The sequence below is a fragment of the Bacteroidia bacterium genome (genome assembly GCA_040880525.1).
GTDB lineage: Bacteria > Bacteroidota > Bacteroidia > CAILMK01 > JBBDIG01 > JBBDIG01.
Genome location: JBBDIG010000048.1, coordinates 18,986 through 37,537 on the forward strand (window position 1 = coordinate 18,986; position 18,552 = coordinate 37,537).

At 44.8% G+C, this 18,552-nt stretch carries 8 protein-coding genes; 2 read left to right on the forward strand and 6 right to left on the reverse strand.

Annotated elements, in window-relative coordinates:
- Positions 1–21: 21 nt before the first annotated feature.
- Positions 22–1,824, reverse strand: a complete 1,803-nt coding sequence (locus tag WD077_13320) for a chloride channel protein (protein MEX0968215.1) — start codon at positions 1,822–1,824, stop codon at positions 22–24.
- Between the two features lie 208 nt (positions 1,825–2,032).
- Entirely contained in the window at positions 2,033–4,900 is a 2,868-nt protein-coding gene (uvrA, locus tag WD077_13325; GenBank protein ID MEX0968216.1) for an excinuclease ABC subunit UvrA, read from the reverse strand.
- A 175-nt stretch (positions 4,901–5,075) separates the two neighbouring features.
- Between uvrA and WD077_13330 the strand changes: the two genes are divergently transcribed.
- Together WD077_13330 and metH are read left to right on the forward strand one after the other, a co-directional pair.
- Positions 5,076–5,654 (forward strand): sigma-70 family RNA polymerase sigma factor, encoded by a 579-nt coding sequence (locus WD077_13330; protein MEX0968217.1) that lies wholly within the window; start codon positions 5,076–5,078, stop codon positions 5,652–5,654.
- Between the two features lie 703 nt (positions 5,655–6,357).
- The gene (gene metH / locus WD077_13335) at positions 6,358–10,047 is read left to right on the forward strand and encodes a methionine synthase (GenBank protein ID MEX0968218.1); all 3,690 of its coding nucleotides are present in this window, start codon (positions 6,358–6,360) and stop codon (positions 10,045–10,047) included.
- Positions 10,048–10,079: 32 nt separating this feature from the next.
- Here the strand turns inward: metH and radA are convergent, their stop codons facing one another.
- From radA to WD077_13355, 4 genes are all read right to left on the reverse strand, one after another.
- Positions 10,080–11,438 carry a DNA repair protein RadA gene (gene radA, locus WD077_13340; GenBank protein ID MEX0968219.1) on the reverse strand — a complete coding sequence of 453 codons (1,359 nt, stop codon included), beginning with the start codon at positions 11,436–11,438 and terminating at the stop codon, positions 10,080–10,082.
- A 118-nt stretch (positions 11,439–11,556) separates the two neighbouring features.
- Complete coding sequence (locus WD077_13345; GenBank protein ID MEX0968220.1) at positions 11,557–16,371, reverse strand: PKD domain-containing protein; 4,815 nt, start codon at positions 16,369–16,371, stop codon at positions 11,557–11,559.
- A 41-nt stretch (positions 16,372–16,412) separates the two neighbouring features.
- Positions 16,413–17,828 carry a gliding motility-associated C-terminal domain-containing protein gene (locus tag WD077_13350; GenBank protein ID MEX0968221.1) on the reverse strand — a complete coding sequence of 472 codons (1,416 nt, stop codon included), beginning with the start codon at positions 17,826–17,828 and terminating at the stop codon, positions 16,413–16,415.
- Complete coding sequence (locus WD077_13355) at positions 17,825–18,379, reverse strand: sigma-70 family RNA polymerase sigma factor (protein ID MEX0968222.1); 555 nt, start codon at positions 18,377–18,379, stop codon at positions 17,825–17,827. The genes WD077_13350 and WD077_13355 overlap by 4 nt, the downstream gene beginning before the upstream one ends.
- Between the last annotated feature and the right edge of the window lie 173 nt (positions 18,380–18,552).

Here is an 18,552-nt window from a genome sequence, read left to right on the forward strand (position 1 = left end):
ATCAATGGATTTAGCGGCTGGCTAGTCAATGATCTGTTCATCTTCCTGCCCCTGTTTTATGAGTTGCGTCCGGTAATGATTGAAAATTTTGGATTTACTCAAAAACCCTATGTATTTGCGGTCATGATTGATCACCGGCAAATTCCAGTCTCCGGTAGTATCGAATTTTTTCATAACGCTGTCCATGTCTTCATCAATATATACATAATCAGAGGGAGCATGCATCAGGTCTTTGATCTGCACGAGCTTGTATTGTTTGGGTTTAAACATGAGCTCCCGGATATCGTCAAGCAGGATCACACCATGGATTTTCTCATGTTCATCCACTACGGGAAAAATATTTCTTCGCGAACGGGAAACGGCTTTCACCAGATCTTCCAGCCAGGCTTCAGGATGCACGACCACCAGATCGGTTTCTATAAGGCGCTGAAGACGCAGCAGGGTCAACACAGTTTTGTCCCGGTTATGAAAAACCAGGAGACCCCGTAGCGCCAGTTGCTTGGTATAAAGCGAATGCGGTTCAAAATACATAGTGGTGGCAAATGCTATGGCCGAAACGATCATTAGCGGCAACATCAGAATATAACCGCCTGTAATCTCTGCAATAATGAAAATTGCCGTGAGCGGAGCATGTAGCACACCGCTGCAAACTCCGGCCATTCCCACCAATATAAAGTTCTTCTCTGACAGCGGATTGCTTAAAAACCCGGTGAGGTTAAGGAATCGGGCCATCACAAAACCTGAAAGCCCGCCAACAAACATTGATGGCGCGAACACTCCTCCATTACCACCAGCGCCAATGGTAAACGATGTGGCAAAAACCTTAAATGCTAATACGCCTGCCATGAAAAGCAGAAATACCCACTGATTAGTATTATCCTCCAGAAAGAAACTTTCTGAAATAATGGCGGCACTCTCATTATCAATCAACCTTGTGAGCGTAACGTAGCCTTCGCCATATAAGGGTGGGAAAAGGAAAATGAGCAAGCCCAGACCAGAGCCCCCGATCAACGCACGTTTCAGAGGATGCGTGAAGTGCCGCAGGTCGGATTCGATCCTGAAAGTGAGGCGGGTGAAATAGACGGAGAGCAGCCCGCAAATTATTCCGAGCATAATATAAAGAGGTACCTCGCTGATCTGAAAGGTGTCAGTAATCTGAAAGTTAAAGAGGATCTCTCCACCCGTCAGATACTTGGATATGAGCGCAGCAGTGACGGCTGCAATAAGCAACGGAATATAGGCCGGTATCGAAAGTTCCAGCATCAGCACTTCCAGGGTGAAAATGACTCCGGCAATAGGCGAATTAAAGATTCCGGCAATGCCTGCTGCTGCACCGCATCCAATCAGCAGCGTACGTTTTTTATGACCCAGATGAAACCACCGGCCCAGATTGGATCCCAGCGCGGCACCGGTTGTTACTATTGGTGCCTCAAGCCCAACGGAGCCACCAAATCCTACCGTTACCGAACTGCTGATCAGGTGGCTGTACATTTTATCCTTCTCCACCAGTCCTGATTTGTGCGTAATGGCGTGAAGCAGATTGGGAATACCTCCACCAATTTTACCCTTCATAAATGCATATTTATAAAGGATCGTCAGGAGAATGCCTATAAGCGGAAAAATGAAGAACCAATAGCTTTCATAAATATTGTTGAAGCTGTTGATAAGGAGGGTTCCGATGGTATGTACCGTGGTTTTGAGCAGCACGGCCGCCAGTCCGCCACATATTCCCACCAGGAAACTCAAAAGAAAAATGAAGTTCTTGTTGCTGATATTTCTCACCCGCCAGACGAGGAAGTCGTGGAAAAGTTTTTTAAAAAACATAGAGGTGAGACAGTTCCCTTTTTAAAAAAATGGACACAAAACTACTGTTCGGAACGGAAAGCAGCGGCCTTTGAGAAGAAAAGAAATAAGCCTGTAAAAAATCATTCTATGCTCCTTTTAATATTTCATTAAATAATTAAAACAAAAGAATTTGCAATAATTTAATTGGGAGCTTAAAAATGGAGTTGCAGATCAATACTTTACAGGTTTATATATCGGACGTTGCAATCTCCGGTTTCAATTTTTTTCTGAGGTACTGCGCGGTATAGCTGCTGGTTTCCTTCAGGATTTCCTCTGGTTTTCCCTGGAATACTAAATATCCGCCTTCTTCACCGCCTTCAGGGCCCAGGTCAATAAGCCAGTCGGCACATTTCATTACTTCGAGATTATGTTCGATTACCATTACGGTGTGTCCTTTTTCAATGAGGGCATTAAAAGCGGCCAGGAGATGATGAATGTCATGAAAATGAAGTCCGGTAGTGGGTTCATCAAAAATGAAAAGAATGTGGTTTTGGCTGTTACTTTTGGAAAGGAACGAGGCCAGCTTTATCCGTTGCGCCTCACCCCCGCTCAGGTTTGCTGACGATTGTCCCAGTTTCAGATAGCCCAGCCCTACCTGGCGGAGCGGCATCATATTACTTGTAATCTGAGGCACTTCATCAAAGAATTCAATCGCCTCATCTACAGTCATTTCCAAAACATCATAAATGTTCTTGTCTTTATGAGTCACCTGCAGCACTTCTTCCTTGTAGCGCTTCCCATTGCATTTTTCACATAATAATGAAATGTCGGCCATAAACTGCATTTCCAGTGTAATAATGCCCTCACCACTGCACACATCGCAACGCCCGCCATCTACATTAAATGAAAAGAAAGCAGGTGTAAAACCATGGATTTTCGCCAGACGCTGATTCGAGTACAATTCCCGAATGGGATCAAAAGCCTTTAGATAAGTTACCGGATTGGAACGGGAGGACTTCCCGATCGGATTCTGGTCCACATATTCTACCTGTGTAATTTGACGAAAGCTACCGCTTAAAGTGCTGAAGCTTTTGGAGCCTCCCGCAGCCTGTTGTGTGAGAGCAGGGTGGATGATCTCCCTGACCAGCGTGGATTTGCCACTGCCGCTAACTCCCGTTACTACCGTGAGCGCTTCCAGCGGGAACCGAACGTCAAGATGCTTCAGGTTGTATTTATGAGCTCCGGTAATTTCAACGAAATTATCGGGATCACGTCTTTTTGCTGGCAAAGGAATGCTTAGTTCGCCCGTCAGGTATTTACCTGTCAGGCTCTCGGGATCATTTTCCATGCTGGAAATATCTCCCTCAAAAATGACCTTTCCGCCATCTCTCCCGGCAAACGGGCCAATATCAATAATATAATCTGCGGCCCGCATGATATCCTCATCATGCTCCACTACTATCACGTTATTTTCCTGCTTCTTCAGGCGCTGCAATATGGTGATCAGCTTTTCCGTATCCCGTGGATGAAGGCCAATGCTTGGCTCATCCAGGATGTACATAGAGCCTGTAAGCGTGCTGCCCAGCGAAGTAACAAGCTGAATACGCTGCGATTCACCGCCTGATAATGTACGGGATGCACGATTAAGGGTAAGATAGCCCAGTCCTACGTCCAGCAGGAAATTTATGCGGCTTTTTATTTCAACCAGAATTCGCCTGGAAATATCCTGCTCGCTTTTAGTAAGTTTAAGATTGTCAAAAAATTCATGAAGGTCTTTTACCGGCTTCACGACAAGTGCCGTAATGGGAACATTGTTGATCTTCACATAAGAAGCTTCCTTTCTCAGCCGGGTGCCTTCACATTCCGGGCATTTTGTTTTTCCCTTATACCGGGAAAGCAACACGCGATACTGGATTTTATATTGCTTGGATTCAATGTACCTGAAAAACTCCCGAATACCGTCAAAATATTGGGTTCCTTTCCACAGTGCTTCCTTTTCATCCGCAGTCAATTGATTATACGGCCGGTGGATCGGAAAGTTAGCCTTTGACGCAGCTTTGAGCAACTGGTCTTTCCATTCGCTCATTTTATTTCCTTTCCAGCAGGCTACAGCGTCTTCATAAACTGATAGCGAGGGATCGGGAATTACTTTTTCTTCATCAATGCCAATCACCATTCCGAAACCCTCGCATGAACGGCAGGCACCAAATGGATTATTAAAGGTGAAAAGGTTTGCAGAAGGCTCCTCGAATTCGATCCCATCGGCTTCAAAGCGATTAGAAAACTCTATCTGCTTTGGCTCATCTTCCGAAGGGTTTAACTCTATTATGCAGGTACCATGTCCTTCGAAAAAAGCTGTCTGTACAGAATCCGCGATGCGACTGTCATTGTCACGATCCTCATATTTAATGACAATCCTGTCTATCAGTAATTGTGCTTCCTGGATAAATTTCTTGCTTATAATATCAAGCCCGGCTAATTCCAGCTTCGCTTCACTTTTGTCAGCTTCAAAAATGCTGATTACGTCTTCGATGCTGTATACTTTGCCTTTATGCGCTATGCGGGAGAAGCCTTTTTGAAGAATAACTGAAAGCTCCTTTTTAAGGTCGCGGCCCGGACCGGTAATAATAGGAGCAAGAATTTGTACCCTCATGCCCTCCTCCTGTTCCTTCAGGTAAGCGAGTACATTATCCACTGTATGTAGCTTCACCTCTTTTTCCGAAACAGGCGAATAGGTGCGGCCAATACGTGCATACAGCAGCTTGAGGTAGTCATAAATTTCAGTAGTAGTGCCGAGCGTAGAGCGCGGATTGTTGGTCTTAACTTTCTGCTGGATGGCAATAGCAGGAGACAGTCCCTTAATATAATCAACCTCTGGTTTATTGATCTTTCCGGTAAATTGCCGGATATAGGCTGAAAGGCTTTCTACGTATCTCCTCTGTCCCTCAGCGTATAAAGTATCGAAGGCCAGGGATGATTTGCCCGAGCCTGATACGCCCGTGATCACTACAAGTTTCTTTTGAGGAATTGCAAGATCAATGTTCTTAAGATTGTTCTGCCGTGCGTTTTTGATCAGTATAAATTCTCTTGGATCCAGATCCTGCAGTTTCTGCATTCGATAAATTTTTTTTGCCTACCCTGTTGTTTTGAAAAAGTTTTATTAACTTGCCGTTCAATTCCACCACGGAATCATCACTCATTTTCAAGTGCAAAATTAAATAATCAATTCGGCCTATAGAGACAAGTTTACGCTTAACATTTCTTCGAGAACTTTTAACTATTTCAAGAACATGCGTAAACCAATTCAGAGTGATGAGCAACTTATCCAGCAATATATTGATGGCCACGAAACAAGCCTAAAGCTTCTCATTAACAGGCATCAAACCAAACTCTTCTCTTCCATTTATCTCCTTGTAAAAGACCGTTGCCTAGCTGAGGACATCTTTCAGGACACTTTTGTAAAGGTGATCAAAACGCTGAAGAAAGGCAACTATCAGGAGCAAGGCAAATTCCTTCCCTGGGTGATGCGGATTGCAAGAAATCTGGTAATAGATTATTACCGGAAAACCAGCAAGATGCCTTCAGTAACTGATCCGGACGGTTTCGACATTTTTTCCGTAATAAAAATAGCGGAAGAAAACCGGGAGGATGAAATGATTCGGGAACAATCTCACGGCCGGCTACGGCTGCTCATCCAGCAGCTCCCTGATGAACAGAAAGAGGTACTCATCCTCCGGCATTATGCTGAGATGCCTTTCAGAGAAATTGCAGAACTTACTGGTGTGAGCATCAATACGGCCTTAGGAAGAATGCGCTATGCCCTCAACAATCTGAGAAAGCTCATCGAAAAGCATCAGATCACATTGTAGAAAATATTTTTCCGCTAAAAGAAAATAATCTTCTGCCACAGGCGTTTATTGAGGTGATTTAAACAGACAAAATAATTTACCTTGCGCTTATGAGAAAGTCTTACACAGAGGATGATGTTATCAGGTACATTTATAATGAGACCGGGCCTCTTGAACGGGAAGAAATTGCCATTGCAATCAAAAGTGATTTAGAATTATGCGCGTTTTATAAGTCCCTCAAAAAAATGAATGTAAGTCTTGAAGAACTTAGGATGAAGCCAGACCCATCCAGCATTAAATTAATTCTCGAATTTTCCCAATCCCTTTCAGGACGGCTGGAAACTTCACGATAATTTCCTGTTGTTTTTAAAATGTTAATAAAAAGCTGCCACTCTATGGCGGCTTTTTTCGTTCCGGGTTTTTATCTTTTTAATAACGAATCCAAAAAATACGGAGCGTTTACTATTATTTATCATTTAAGAAATTATATTTTCTATGCTTGTTTTAATAATAACCCTGACTCCTCCGCGTCCTCCACGCAAATGAACCTGGCCTTTCCATGAATTTTCAAACTGGAAATAAATGTCACACCTATCGGAATTCAAGTTCCCCAAAGGCTGATCATTTTCATTCCCTTTTTTGAACACACTTCTCTAGTTCTGGCTATTATGTGAATTACCTTTGCCGGAACCTTTGATATGGTACTTTAAACCGCAAAAAAAAGATGAAATACGATATAAAAGAAATTCTCAAAAGGCGGATCCTGATTTTAGACGGTGCGATGGGAACGATGATACAACGGTATAAACCTCTTGAGGCGGATTATCGCGGTAAGAGGTTCGCTAACTGGACGCAGGATGTACAGGGAAATAACGACCTGCTGTCACTCACTCAACCAGAGATGATCCTGGATATACACCGGGATTATTTAGAAGCCGGCTCTGATATTATTGAGACCAACACATTTGCCAGTTCCAGCATTGCGCAGGCAGATTATGGTATGGAGGATCTAAGCTATGAATTGAATAAAACATCTGCTGAACTGGCATTAAAAGCTGCGGCAGAATATACGGCATTGACCCCTGATAAACCACGATTTATAGCAGGAGCGATTGGTCCGACCAACCGTTCATTGTCACTTTCCCCGGATGTGAATGATCCCGGTTTCAGAGCCGTTAATTGGGACGAGGTCGTGGAGTCTTATTCCATACAAATTCGCGGACTGATAGACGGGGGTGTGGATATTTTGCTTGTGGAAACCATCTTCGATACGCTAAATGCCAAGGCTGCCATTTTTGCCATTGAAGAGGTGAGTCGTGAAAAAGATGTGCAACTACCGGTAATGATCAGCGGTACGATCGTGGACATGAGCGGCAGAACGCTCTCAGGCCAAACCACTGAAGCATTTCTCATTTCTATAATGCACACCAAAAACCTGCTCACCATCGGGTTAAATTGTGCCTTGGGAGCACGACAGATGAGATCCTATATTGAGGAATTATCAGCTAAGGCTCCGGTTTTCACATCTCTCTACCCAAATGCGGGACTGCCTAACGAGTTTGGCGGTTATGACGAAACAGCCGCAGAGATGGGTGCTTTGATGGAGGAATTCTGCAAAGAAGGTTTTGTGAATATTGTGGGAGGATGCTGTGGCAGCACGCCCGAACACATAGAAAGAATGGCAGAAATAGCTGCCAGATATAAGCCACGCATAATACCGGAAGTGGAGGATTATCTGCGCCTGAGCGGATTGGAGCCATTGGTGTTGCGCCCCGAAAGCAACTTCGTGAATGTGGGAGAACGAACCAACGTAACCGGCTCCCGCAAATTTCTGCGCCTGATTAAAACAGAGAATTACGAAGAAGCCCTCTCGGTAGCCCGCGACCAGGTAGAAGGCGGTGCACAGGTTTTGGATGTGAACATGGATGAGGGAATGCTTGAGGGAGAAGCCGCCATGAAGAAATACCTGAACCTGATGGCTGCCGAACCTGATATTTCAAAGCTGCCCATAATGGTGGACAGTTCCAAATGGACCGTAATAGAGCAGGGGCTGAAGTGCCTTCAGGGAAAGAGCGTAGTCAATTCAATCAGCATGAAGGAAGGGGAGGACTCCTTCCGCGAGCATGCGCAAAAGGTGCTGCAATATGGTGCGGCCGTCATCGTCATGGCTTTCGATGAAGAAGGCCAGGCAGATACTTATGAACGCAGGATACAGATTTGTCAGCGGGCCTACAACATCCTCACCCAAGAGGTAGGCTTTCCGCCACAGGATATCATTTTCGATCCCAATATTTTTCCCGTGGCGACCGGTATTGAGGAACACCGGCATTATGCTGTAGACTTCTTTAATGCCACACGGTGGATAAAGCAGAACCTGCCTCACGCCAAAGTGAGCGGGGGCGTGAGCAATATTAGCTTCAGCTTCAGGGGCAATGACAAAGTGCGGGAGGCTATGCACTCGGCTTTCCTTTATCATGCAATCCGGGCCGGAATGGATATGGGGATTGTAAACCCCGGCCAGCTTGAGGTATATGATGAAATAGACAAGGAGCTGTTGCAGCGTGTAGAAGACGTTTTACTCGACAGACGGGATGATGCTACTGAACGACTGCTAGAGTATGCAGAAACAGTGAAACAGGATGAAAAGGGCGAGGTAAAAAAAGATGAATGGCGCGAAGGAACGGTAGAAGAGCGCCTCAAACACGCCCTGGTAAAGGGCATTGTGGATTTCATTATTGAAGATACGGAAGAAGCCAGGTTACAATATGCCCGGCCCATTGAGGTGATTGAAGGGCCGCTCATGGCAGGTATGGACGTGGTAGGCGATCTCTTTGGTGCAGGCAAAATGTTTCTGCCCCAGGTAGTGAAGAGTGCCCGCGTGATGAAAAAATCGGTAGCACACCTCATTCCCTACATAGAGGAGCAGAAGAAAGGAAGCGAAAAAAACAAGGCCAAGGGAAAGGTGCTGATGGCCACTGTGAAGGGCGATGTGCATGACATCGGGAAAAACATAGTGGGCGTAGTGCTGGGTTGCAACAACTACGATGTGGTAGATCTGGGCGTAATGGTGCCGGCCGATAAAATTTTGGATGCAGCCGAAAAAGAGCAGGCTGATATAATTGGACTTTCCGGACTCATAACGCCTTCACTTGACGAGATGGTGCATGTAGCCAGGGAAATGCAGCGAAGAAATATGACGCAACCTTTATTAATAGGAGGAGCGACAACCAGTAAAATACACACTGCGGTAAAAGTGGCACCTCAATATGAAAATCCGGTGGTTCACGTGCTGGATGCAAGCCGTAGCGTAACGGTTGTGCAGAATCTTCTCAGCGATAAAACCCGCAATAGCTATGTTGAGGGTGTTGCACAGGAATACCAGCAGATGCGGAAAAGCCATGCTAATCGTTCTGAAACTAAGGAGTACCTGAGCTATCGCGAGGCCGTCCGGAACCGGTTCGTTCCCAAAACCGAAATGGTATCAAAACCGCAACACCTCGGAGTTAAAGTCTTTGAGGATTATCCCATTTCCGAAATCCGGCAATACATTGACTGGACACCATTCTTCCAGAGCTGGGAATTAAAGGGAAAGTATCCCAATATATTTGAGCATCCTGAAATGGGCGTAGAGGCAAAGAAGTTATTTAATGACGCAAACGCTTTGCTGGACAAGATCATCAATGAAAAACTCCTGAAAGCAAAAGCCGTAATTGGAATATTCCCAATAAGAAAAAGCAGTGCTGATACCGTGGAAGTGCTGAATCCTAAAGGCGAAGATTTGCTACAACGGTTCAACATGCTTCGTCAGCAGGGAAAAAAGGGTAGAAATATCCCGAACATTTCTCTGGCAGATTATCTCTCCGATCATGACTATATGGGATTCTTTGCATTGAGCACAGGCTTCGGTACGCAGGAATTGGCAGATAAATATAAACGCGACCATGATGATTACAATGCAATATTGGTTTCAGCGGCTGCAGATCGCCTTGCCGAGGCCTTCGCGGAGTTAATGCACAAAAAGGTAAGAAAGGAGATTTGGGGATATGCTTCTGATGAAACGCTGGATAATGATGAGTTGATCAAGGAAAAATATCAGGGGATCCGGCCTGCACCGGGTTATCCTGCCTGCCCGGACCATACAGAAAAACGCCTGCTCTGGGATCTTCTAAAAATTACCGATAATATCGGCATTACGCTCACTGAAAGTTGTGCTATGTGGCCGGCTGCTGCTGTTTCCGGTTTTTACTTCGCCCATCCTGAGAGCAAGTATTTTCCTGTCGGAAAACTGAAGAGAGATCAGGTAGATGATTATGCGAAGCGAAAAGGCATGACCCTGGAAGAGGCTGAACGCTGGCTCGCTCCAAACCTGAGCTATGATCCCGAACCGGTGATGGTGGATGCAATAATTAAGTAAGAGTAGGCCCAAAATTTCCCATCGGGCTTATTCTAAAAAATCATTTCCAATAACGTATTCACGCTGTTGCATAAGGCCAGTTCAATTTTGAATTCCTTGCTGATGCTTTTCTTATTGAAGCTGCTAAGATAGATTTTGGAAAATCCTTGTTTTTCGGCTTCGCTGATTCGCTTCTCTACCTGATTCACCGGCCTTATCTCTCCTGAAAGGCCGACTTCTCCGGCAAAGCAAATATTTCCGGGAATCGCAATATCCTCAAAGCTGGAGGCAATAGCAGCCGTCACTGCCAGGTCTATTGAAGGATCTTCCACTTTCAACCCACCGGCAATATTCAGGAAGACGTCCTGTGAATTTAATTTCAGACCACAACGTTTTTCGAGTACGGCCAGGAGCATGCTCATTCGCCTGCTGTCAAAACCGGTTGATGTGCGCTGCGGATTTCCATAAAAGGTAGGACTTACCAAAGCTTGTATCTCGATAAGCATGGGGCGGATACCTTCGAGCATAGCCGCTACAGATATGCCGCTGAGCATCTCCTCCCGGTGATTCAGCAATATCTCTGATGGATTGGTAATGATCTGCAATCCCTTTCCGGTCATTTCATATATCCCGATTTCGGAGATGGAACCGAACCGGTTCTTTATTGTGCGCAATATGCGGTAATTGTAGTGGCGGTCACCCTCAAAGTAAAGCACCGTATCCACCATGTGTTCCAGCACTTTGGGTCCGGCAATATATCCTTCCTTAGTGATGTGGCCGATCAGACAAATGGCGATCCCGCGCTTCTTGGCTATTTGTATGAGTTCTGCGGTGCAACCCCGGATCTGCGGAACGCTTCCGGGTGCAGATTCAATATCAGGATGATAGAGCGTTTGAATGGAATCAATGATCACGACCGTAGGTTCCAGACTTTTCATGGCCTGAGCTATGGTTTCAAAATTGGTTTCTGCCAGGAGATAGCAATCGGGGTTTTTAAGATCAAGCCTTTTTGCCCGCATTTTAATTTGATTCAGGCTTTCTTCACCGCTTACGTAGAGTATCCGTTGCGCTGGCAAATTCAGAGTAATCTGTAAAAGCAGGGTGGATTTGCCAATTCCCGGTTCTCCCCCAAGCAGCACAAGCGAGCCGGGTACGATTCCACCGCCCAACACCCGGTTAAATTCCTGATCAGTACTTACCCAGCGTTCCGTACTTTCAGTAGTATACTCCCCCAGAGGCTCCAACCGGTTCTTCAAGGTCGCGGTATCAACCTCATTTTTCCTTCGCGTTTCCTTTATCTCTACTTCTTCAGCAAAACTATTCCAGGCTCCGCAACTGGGACATTTCCCGCCCCATTTAATGCTTTTGTAGCCACATTGCTGGCATACAAAGAAAGTTCTTGATTTTGCCATTTTCAGTTTAAAAAATCCATGTTGAAAGCTAATAATCGAAAGGTTCTTTTGCAACAAACGAAAAAAGGCTGCCCCCTGTGGGAGCAGCCTCTATAAATAAAGATTAAAAGATTCAGATCTACCGGATAAGGGTAATTGTTCCGGTATGCTCTTTCTCTTCTTGTCCTGCCAGTTGGTATTTGAACAACATGTAATAGCCACCGGAAGGACATTCTGCACCGGTGTTATTCACCAGGCCATTCCAGGTATAAGTCCTCTCACTGCTTTCGAATACCTTTTCGCCCCAACGGTTAAAGATCACCAACTCATACATTAATTCACCCGCGATTTCGATCACGAAGTTATCATTGGTGCCATCGTTATTTGGCGTAAATACATTGGGGATCACCAGTTCAATTTCCACGGTAACTACCTTACAAGTTCGGGCACTGCAGCCGCTTGCATTTTCAGCAGTCAGGCATACTTCAAAGGTGCCTTCTCCCGGGAACTCCTGGATAAACGGATCCTTGCTGGTGGTTTCAAAGCTGTCAAGAATGTTTCCTGTATTATCCCTGATCACCCAGATATAATTACTGGCCCCGGAAGAGGTATTGATCAGGTTACGTTTTGTAACGTCAGCACCATCCTGTATTTCAAAACCAACAGCTACCTCTGATACAGTTACATAGCCGCTATCCACCCGCGGACAATTAGCCCCGGTAGGAGTATACCGTATCAGGTATCTGCCAGGTTCATCATAAGAATGGGTAACAACTTCACCTGAAGCCTGCGTACCGTCACCGAAATCCCAGTTAAACTCATCATAATCCGGATCAGCATCATCCATGAAAGTGATTTCGTCACCCGGGCAAACAACTGTGTCTGACATAGTAAAGTCTACTGAATCGGGAGGGTGAACAATTACCTCAAAACTGTCCCTGTTCGGATCATCGGGATCAGGCCATTCTGCCTTACATTCTCTGTAACGCCCCTGCACAGGATCATAAATACTGTCTGTAGCGGTTACTGAAAGATAATAGGTGCCGGGTTTATCATATCTCAGCGTTACGATTTCTCCTTCCGGATCTCCATTGGGACCCCAATAAGAGGTATTCCGATTGGTACCATCACCCAAGTTCCATTGAAAACCCCGGCCCTCGGTTTTATCACTTAATATCCGCACTTGTAGCTCGAATGGAGCGCAGCCATCATTTTCACCTATAACCTCGAACATCGGTTTAGGACCTATGAGCGACATATCAATGCTAGTAGTATCGGCACATCCTGTCGTATTTCTCACAATGAGGGTAATAGTATAGTCTCCGTTACTGGTATAAGTGTGAATTGGATTCTCCAGGAAACTGTGCGTTTTGCCATCTCCAAAATCCCAATCCCAATGGGCAATTGAATCTAAAAGAATGGAAGGATTAGGATTGTCATCCACGGTCACGGAGCTGTCAATAAATTGTATCGGTTTGGGAACGCAGTAATAAATTGACGAATCCAGGTGAATGCTGGCATCTACACCTACAACGTGAATATATTTGGTATTGGCAATCCTGCAACCAAGGCTATCCGTGGTCCATAACGTTACAGGATAAGAACCGATAGCATTGTAGGTAAATGAAGGATCGGGAGTATCAAAGGTTTCGGCTACGCCATCACCATCCAGATCCCACTCAAATGATTCAAATTGATTTGGAGGTTCAGGTGTCCAGGTACGATATCCTTCCGGATCATCCCAGTAGGGCTTAGGATCGTAACCCAGCGGGTAATTGATCGGATCCCAACGGTGCCAGTAGAATATAGAATCCTTAAAATGAACAGTTTCACCTACGCATATTACTGTATCACTCCGGAAAAACTCATTAATATGTCCCACAAAGACCTGCTGTGAAGTACTACGGGAACAGCCAAAATAGCTTTTCATGCTTCCTGCAATAGTGTAAACACCAGGCTCCTCAAAATTTTTGTGCAAAGTATCCGCAAGATCCAGCATCACAACCTTTTCCACGATATCAGCATTGGGCTCACTAAGCAAGTCGGCCAGCGTAACCGGTTTAGGCTGACCACTCTCCACACATCCAATTCCGGAATAACAGGTGAAACATGCTGTATAGGTCTTCGTGGGAGGCACTGTGTTATTATCCAGTGTATATTGGGTTGTATCACAAACTGTAAATATCGTGTCCGGGGATACCTGCGGTGTATCGGTAATGGCAAGATCAGGTTGAAGCAACAAATCTTCCATCTCCTCCGGTATAGTTCCGCACCCAAACTCAGGGAAGCTGAGGCAATTCGTATAAATCTTTGTGGGTGGATTGGTAGTATTATCCATTGTATACTGCGTTGTATCACATATCGTATAAACGGTATCCATTGCTTTTGTAAAAGTATCAGTAAATAACGTAATAGGAGGAGCTAAAGGATTGGTAGTATTGAATGCCCTTATAATGTACTCAACAATACCCGTTTGGCTCTGGTTCAGCGGAGTAATGTCCACAGGCTGAGGCGGGCAAAAAACGGTAAGTGGTGAGTCAGTGGCAGGATCAATAAACTCAAAGCGTGGGTCAAGATCCGGGAAGTATTTGTAATTGTGATACCAGGCCGTATCATAGCAATCGCCAGTTTTAATGATTAACCCAATGGTTTTGCAGCCGGGGGTATTATAGATCCATTGCATACCTAGCAATTCCAGAATTGGCTTTGGTACCCAGTTAAATTCTTTATAGACATCTTTAACAGTGGTATAAGTATCGGTAATCGGGTCATAAACTTGTCTTTCACAGGAATCCTGAAGTGTTTGATCATTCGCAGAGTCAAATACCATTGCAAACCACTCCCGGTTACAATCTGGTTCTGTTTCGCTCAGGTCAATTTGCTGCGGATAATCCAATCCAAGACAAGGGGCACCATGCAACTGGACGCCCTTATTTCCCTCATAGCTAAAGGTTTGAGGTCCTTGCCATGGGGGCGTTCTGAGTTGTCTTTCCCAGGTCATGTGGCCCGGATAGTTTATGTCATCATGGCCGGCATGAGGCGCTTCCTGTACAATGGTTTGGGTTGCCGTAGAAGTACATTGGGTAACCGTATCAATTACTCGCAAGCTAACGGTGTAGCAACCTGAATCCTCAAAAAGATGCCAGGGCTGTATCTCAGTCGAAAACTGACATTTCACATCCGGATTGGCAGTGGTAGAAGTACACTGGTCGCCATCTCCGAAGTTCCAGAAGTATTGCATACTATCACTGCCCCAGGGGTAGCTTGGAATTTTACAACGATCAGGATAGCCCGCAAATGGTGGAGTATTATCAATAGCGTCATAAAGCCTGTATTTCTTCGAGTTGTTGACAAACCTTACCAGGTTTGGACCACTGCAGGAAGGAGTAAACATATCTGTATCATGCATACTGATCATGTTACATACTCCGGAATAATTTGTAAATATTGGCTCCGTAGGAATAGGATCATTGGCCGGATCCCATTGAAAGGTTCCTGTAACCAGAATTGAGTCCAGTTCATACTCTGTTCCTGTAGGTATAAGAGTAAAGGTAGTATCAATCATCATTAAAGGTCCGCAAAAGGTAGTATCCACCGTAAAGGTGTCAATTGCGGAATTGCAATAAACGTCCGTGGAGCTTACGATGAAAGGAGAAACGCTGTCAATGGTTACATGGTCCACCGTGGTAATTCCTAGATTCCTCCTGAAACATTCATTGTACTTCAGCTTCTCTAGATAACTAATAGGAATGGGTGCAGGCCTCCGGCAATTATTAGGTGGAGGAGGATTAAGATTAATGATTGCCTGCGGACCTTTTAAATCTACGTAAGCACAAAATGTCGTGTCCCTGATACAATTGGGTTCTCTGATCTGTAATGAAATATCATATAATCCCGGGCCTCCCATAAAGGCATGAGAAGGTGACCACGATTCATCATTGGTATTTTGATTACCGCTTGCCGGATCTCCAAAATTCCAGTTCCAATAGAATGCATTTGGCCGTGGTGTCTGGAAAAACTGAATGTTGTTTCCAGTGTAACAAATTGGCTGATTGGGATTAAATGTAATGTCGAAATAGTAAAAGATATTTTGGGCACCCCCGGTTAACTGGAATGTATCAATACAGCCAAAATCATTTTCAATAATGAGCCGCGGATTAAAGCTTCCATCTCCCGTAAAGCGATGCTTAAAGCCATCCCAGGCAGTATCGAACTTCACTCCATCGTCAAGATCCCATTCCCATCTGATTATATTCTTTCCGAATGAATCGGTTTCATTCACAAAAGTTACATCTGTATATGGACAACTTATGTTATAGTTGGTAGAAAATTTGGCATTAAGAGGCTTTAATACCTCAATGGCCTGATCTCGTTGTATGAAACCGATACATCCATTGGCATCAACAACCTCAAGCGTAATGGTAAAGGTATCGCTGTTACCATAAGAATGGCAAGGGCTGGTTGCCGTGGATGTGTCTCCGTCTCCAAAGTCCCAGAGATACTTGACAATAGGCGAATTGCTGCTACCTACTGTTGAGTTATCAGTAAAACAGAAATAGTTTCCTTCAAAACATTGCTTGAGATTAGTCGGAAGGATCATGTCTGCAGTAGGATTGTCAAAAATCTTAATATCCCCGGTGAGTACTGTGGTACAGCTATCCCCGTTGCTCAAATAAACGGTGAGCTTGGGTTTATATGTACCGGGCACCGAATACTGATGTTCTTCAGGTGAAGGATTTTGATTGTTTTGCACAACCACGGTCTGGTCTCCAAAATCAAACTTGAAAGAAGTTGGCGTCTCAGAGCCGGTGTAGTTGGCAGTGAAAGTGATGGTTGTAGGCACACAACCTTCCAGGGTCGAGGCCGTAATTGTGCATTGCCCGTAGGCACTGCTGCTGCTGTAAATTACAGCAAGAATCATCAAGGTTAGGTAGTTAAAGATCCGCTTCATCATTCTGATTATTTAAAAGATGGTCAAATTTAATTCATTAAATATTAATCGCGGATTAATGCGATTGCACCCGTTTGGGTGACTGGCCTGTGCTGCCCTTGCAACTTATACTGCAATACATAGTAATAAGTGCCTGAAGGCAGGGGTTTACCGTTCCGGCTGTCAGTGCCGTCCCAGCTATTGCTTTTTTCTTTGCTATGGAAAACTTTATTGCCGCTCCGGTCAATTACCGAGAATTCAAAATAGGTTTCACCACTGATCAGGACTTCAAACCGGTCGTTGATGCCATCTCCGTTCGGTGTAAAAGTATTGGCCAGATCCAGTGAACTTTCAGCTTCTATTTGCAGCCTGTCAGTAAAAGTATCCCGGCACCCGTAATCATTAATAGCGATCAGTGAAGGACGATAAAGACCACTGAGATTATAGCGGTGTTGCGGGCTTAAATCATTGGAAACCGTTCCGTCTCCAAATACCCACCGGTAGCTGGTTGCTTCACGGCTCGTATTGTTAAAGGCAATGTTCGGCATTCGTGTTATATCCGTCACAAACTCTGATTCCGGAGTTTCATGAACCGTCAGTGTGAGGATCGCTGTATCGGTACTGATTCCATTTATTTTCTTGATAATCCAAACTTGTTTCTCTCCGGCTGAGGTAAAGGCGAGTTCGGTATTTTTCTCAAGCTTTTCGATTATTCCTTCCCCCTTCAGCCAGTAAAAAGCCGCTTGTGGCGCGGAAGAGGTGGTGAGAATCACACTGCTATTGAGACAGAGCGTTTTAGCGGTAAGTTTCAAATCCTCAACTGCAGCCCGGGTATTATCCGAAATAGTAACGGACCTGTCCTGAACTCTCTTCAAATCTTCTGTCGTCTTATCGGTTGGCAAAGGCGGGTTTGCCGGCTGTTCTACATTTACAGTTTGCCTGCTTTGTTCCCGGATTCTTTGGGGTTGCTGTCCGGAAGTCTGGTCAGAGGAATTTCTCAGATCGCTATTCCTGTCGTCATTTCCGGATAACGATTCCGTTGCCGGGACCAGGGTTTCTTTGCTGGATTTACTCTGTTCAGTAATAGCCGTTTCCTTATCATTTTCAGGATTTTGACGGGCCGGAGCTTCATCTTCCTGATCTATATATATTCCTTGTTCCATTCCAAGCTCCTTGTTCGGCTCTGGTAAGTTTATCTCCGAACTTGTTTCAAGATCAGTACTGTTGTTCTCATTGCCAGACATTATTACGATGATAGCAATAAGGGCTGCAGTTAAAACGGCCACCACAGAGGAAGCTACCACAAACGAACCGGAACCACTTGCAGCAGTTCCACCTGCTGTGCTGCCGGTTGCAGGCAGATGTGATTTCACCGCGTTCCAGTCAGCATCCATTTCGGCAGAAGTATGGGCCGCTTCCTTCCCGTCAAATGCTTCACGGAAAAAGTCATCAAACCTCTCTATGTCTTTTCTGCTGCTCATTTTCTGATAATAAGACGTTGTTTAATTGCTTCCTGAAGTTGGTGACGCGCTTTATGGAGCTGGCTTTTGGATGTACCGGCACTTATTCCCAGCATCTCTCCTATTTCCTGATGGCTAAACCCCTCTATTACATAAAGATTGAAAACCGTCTGGTATCCATGCGGTAATTCCTGCACGCATACCAAAAGGTCTTCATAATCAAGTTGTGTCAGAATTTCCTCTTCAATAGAAAGATCATAGACCTTGTCCACATCCACCTTGAAGGGTTCGGAAACCTTTTTCCGGTACTTGTCAATGGACATATTTACCATGATCCTGCGAATCCAATGCTCCAGCGAACTCTTAAAATTGAACGTGTGGAGATTTTCAAAAACCTTAATGAAGCCATCCTGCAAAGCATCTTTGGCATCGTCCCGGTCTTTCGCATATCTGTCGCAAATGGCTAACATCTTTGAATAATATAATTGAAACAATTCCTTCTGGCTTTGCACATCACCATTGATGCACTTCTCCACAAGTGATATGTCTTTCTGTTTTCTTTCATCAGGCATTTTTGCTGCCTTTGGTGTGTATGACGAAGCCTTATTTCTCAGGGTTGCCCATGCTCCTGCTTTTATTTCTAAATAGTTCCAGTTTCTCTAAAAAAATTTCCCGCTGAAATTCAACTGCTCATTTTCAAGCATTTATAAATCAATCTGTCGCTGGCATTTTATCACAAAAACTC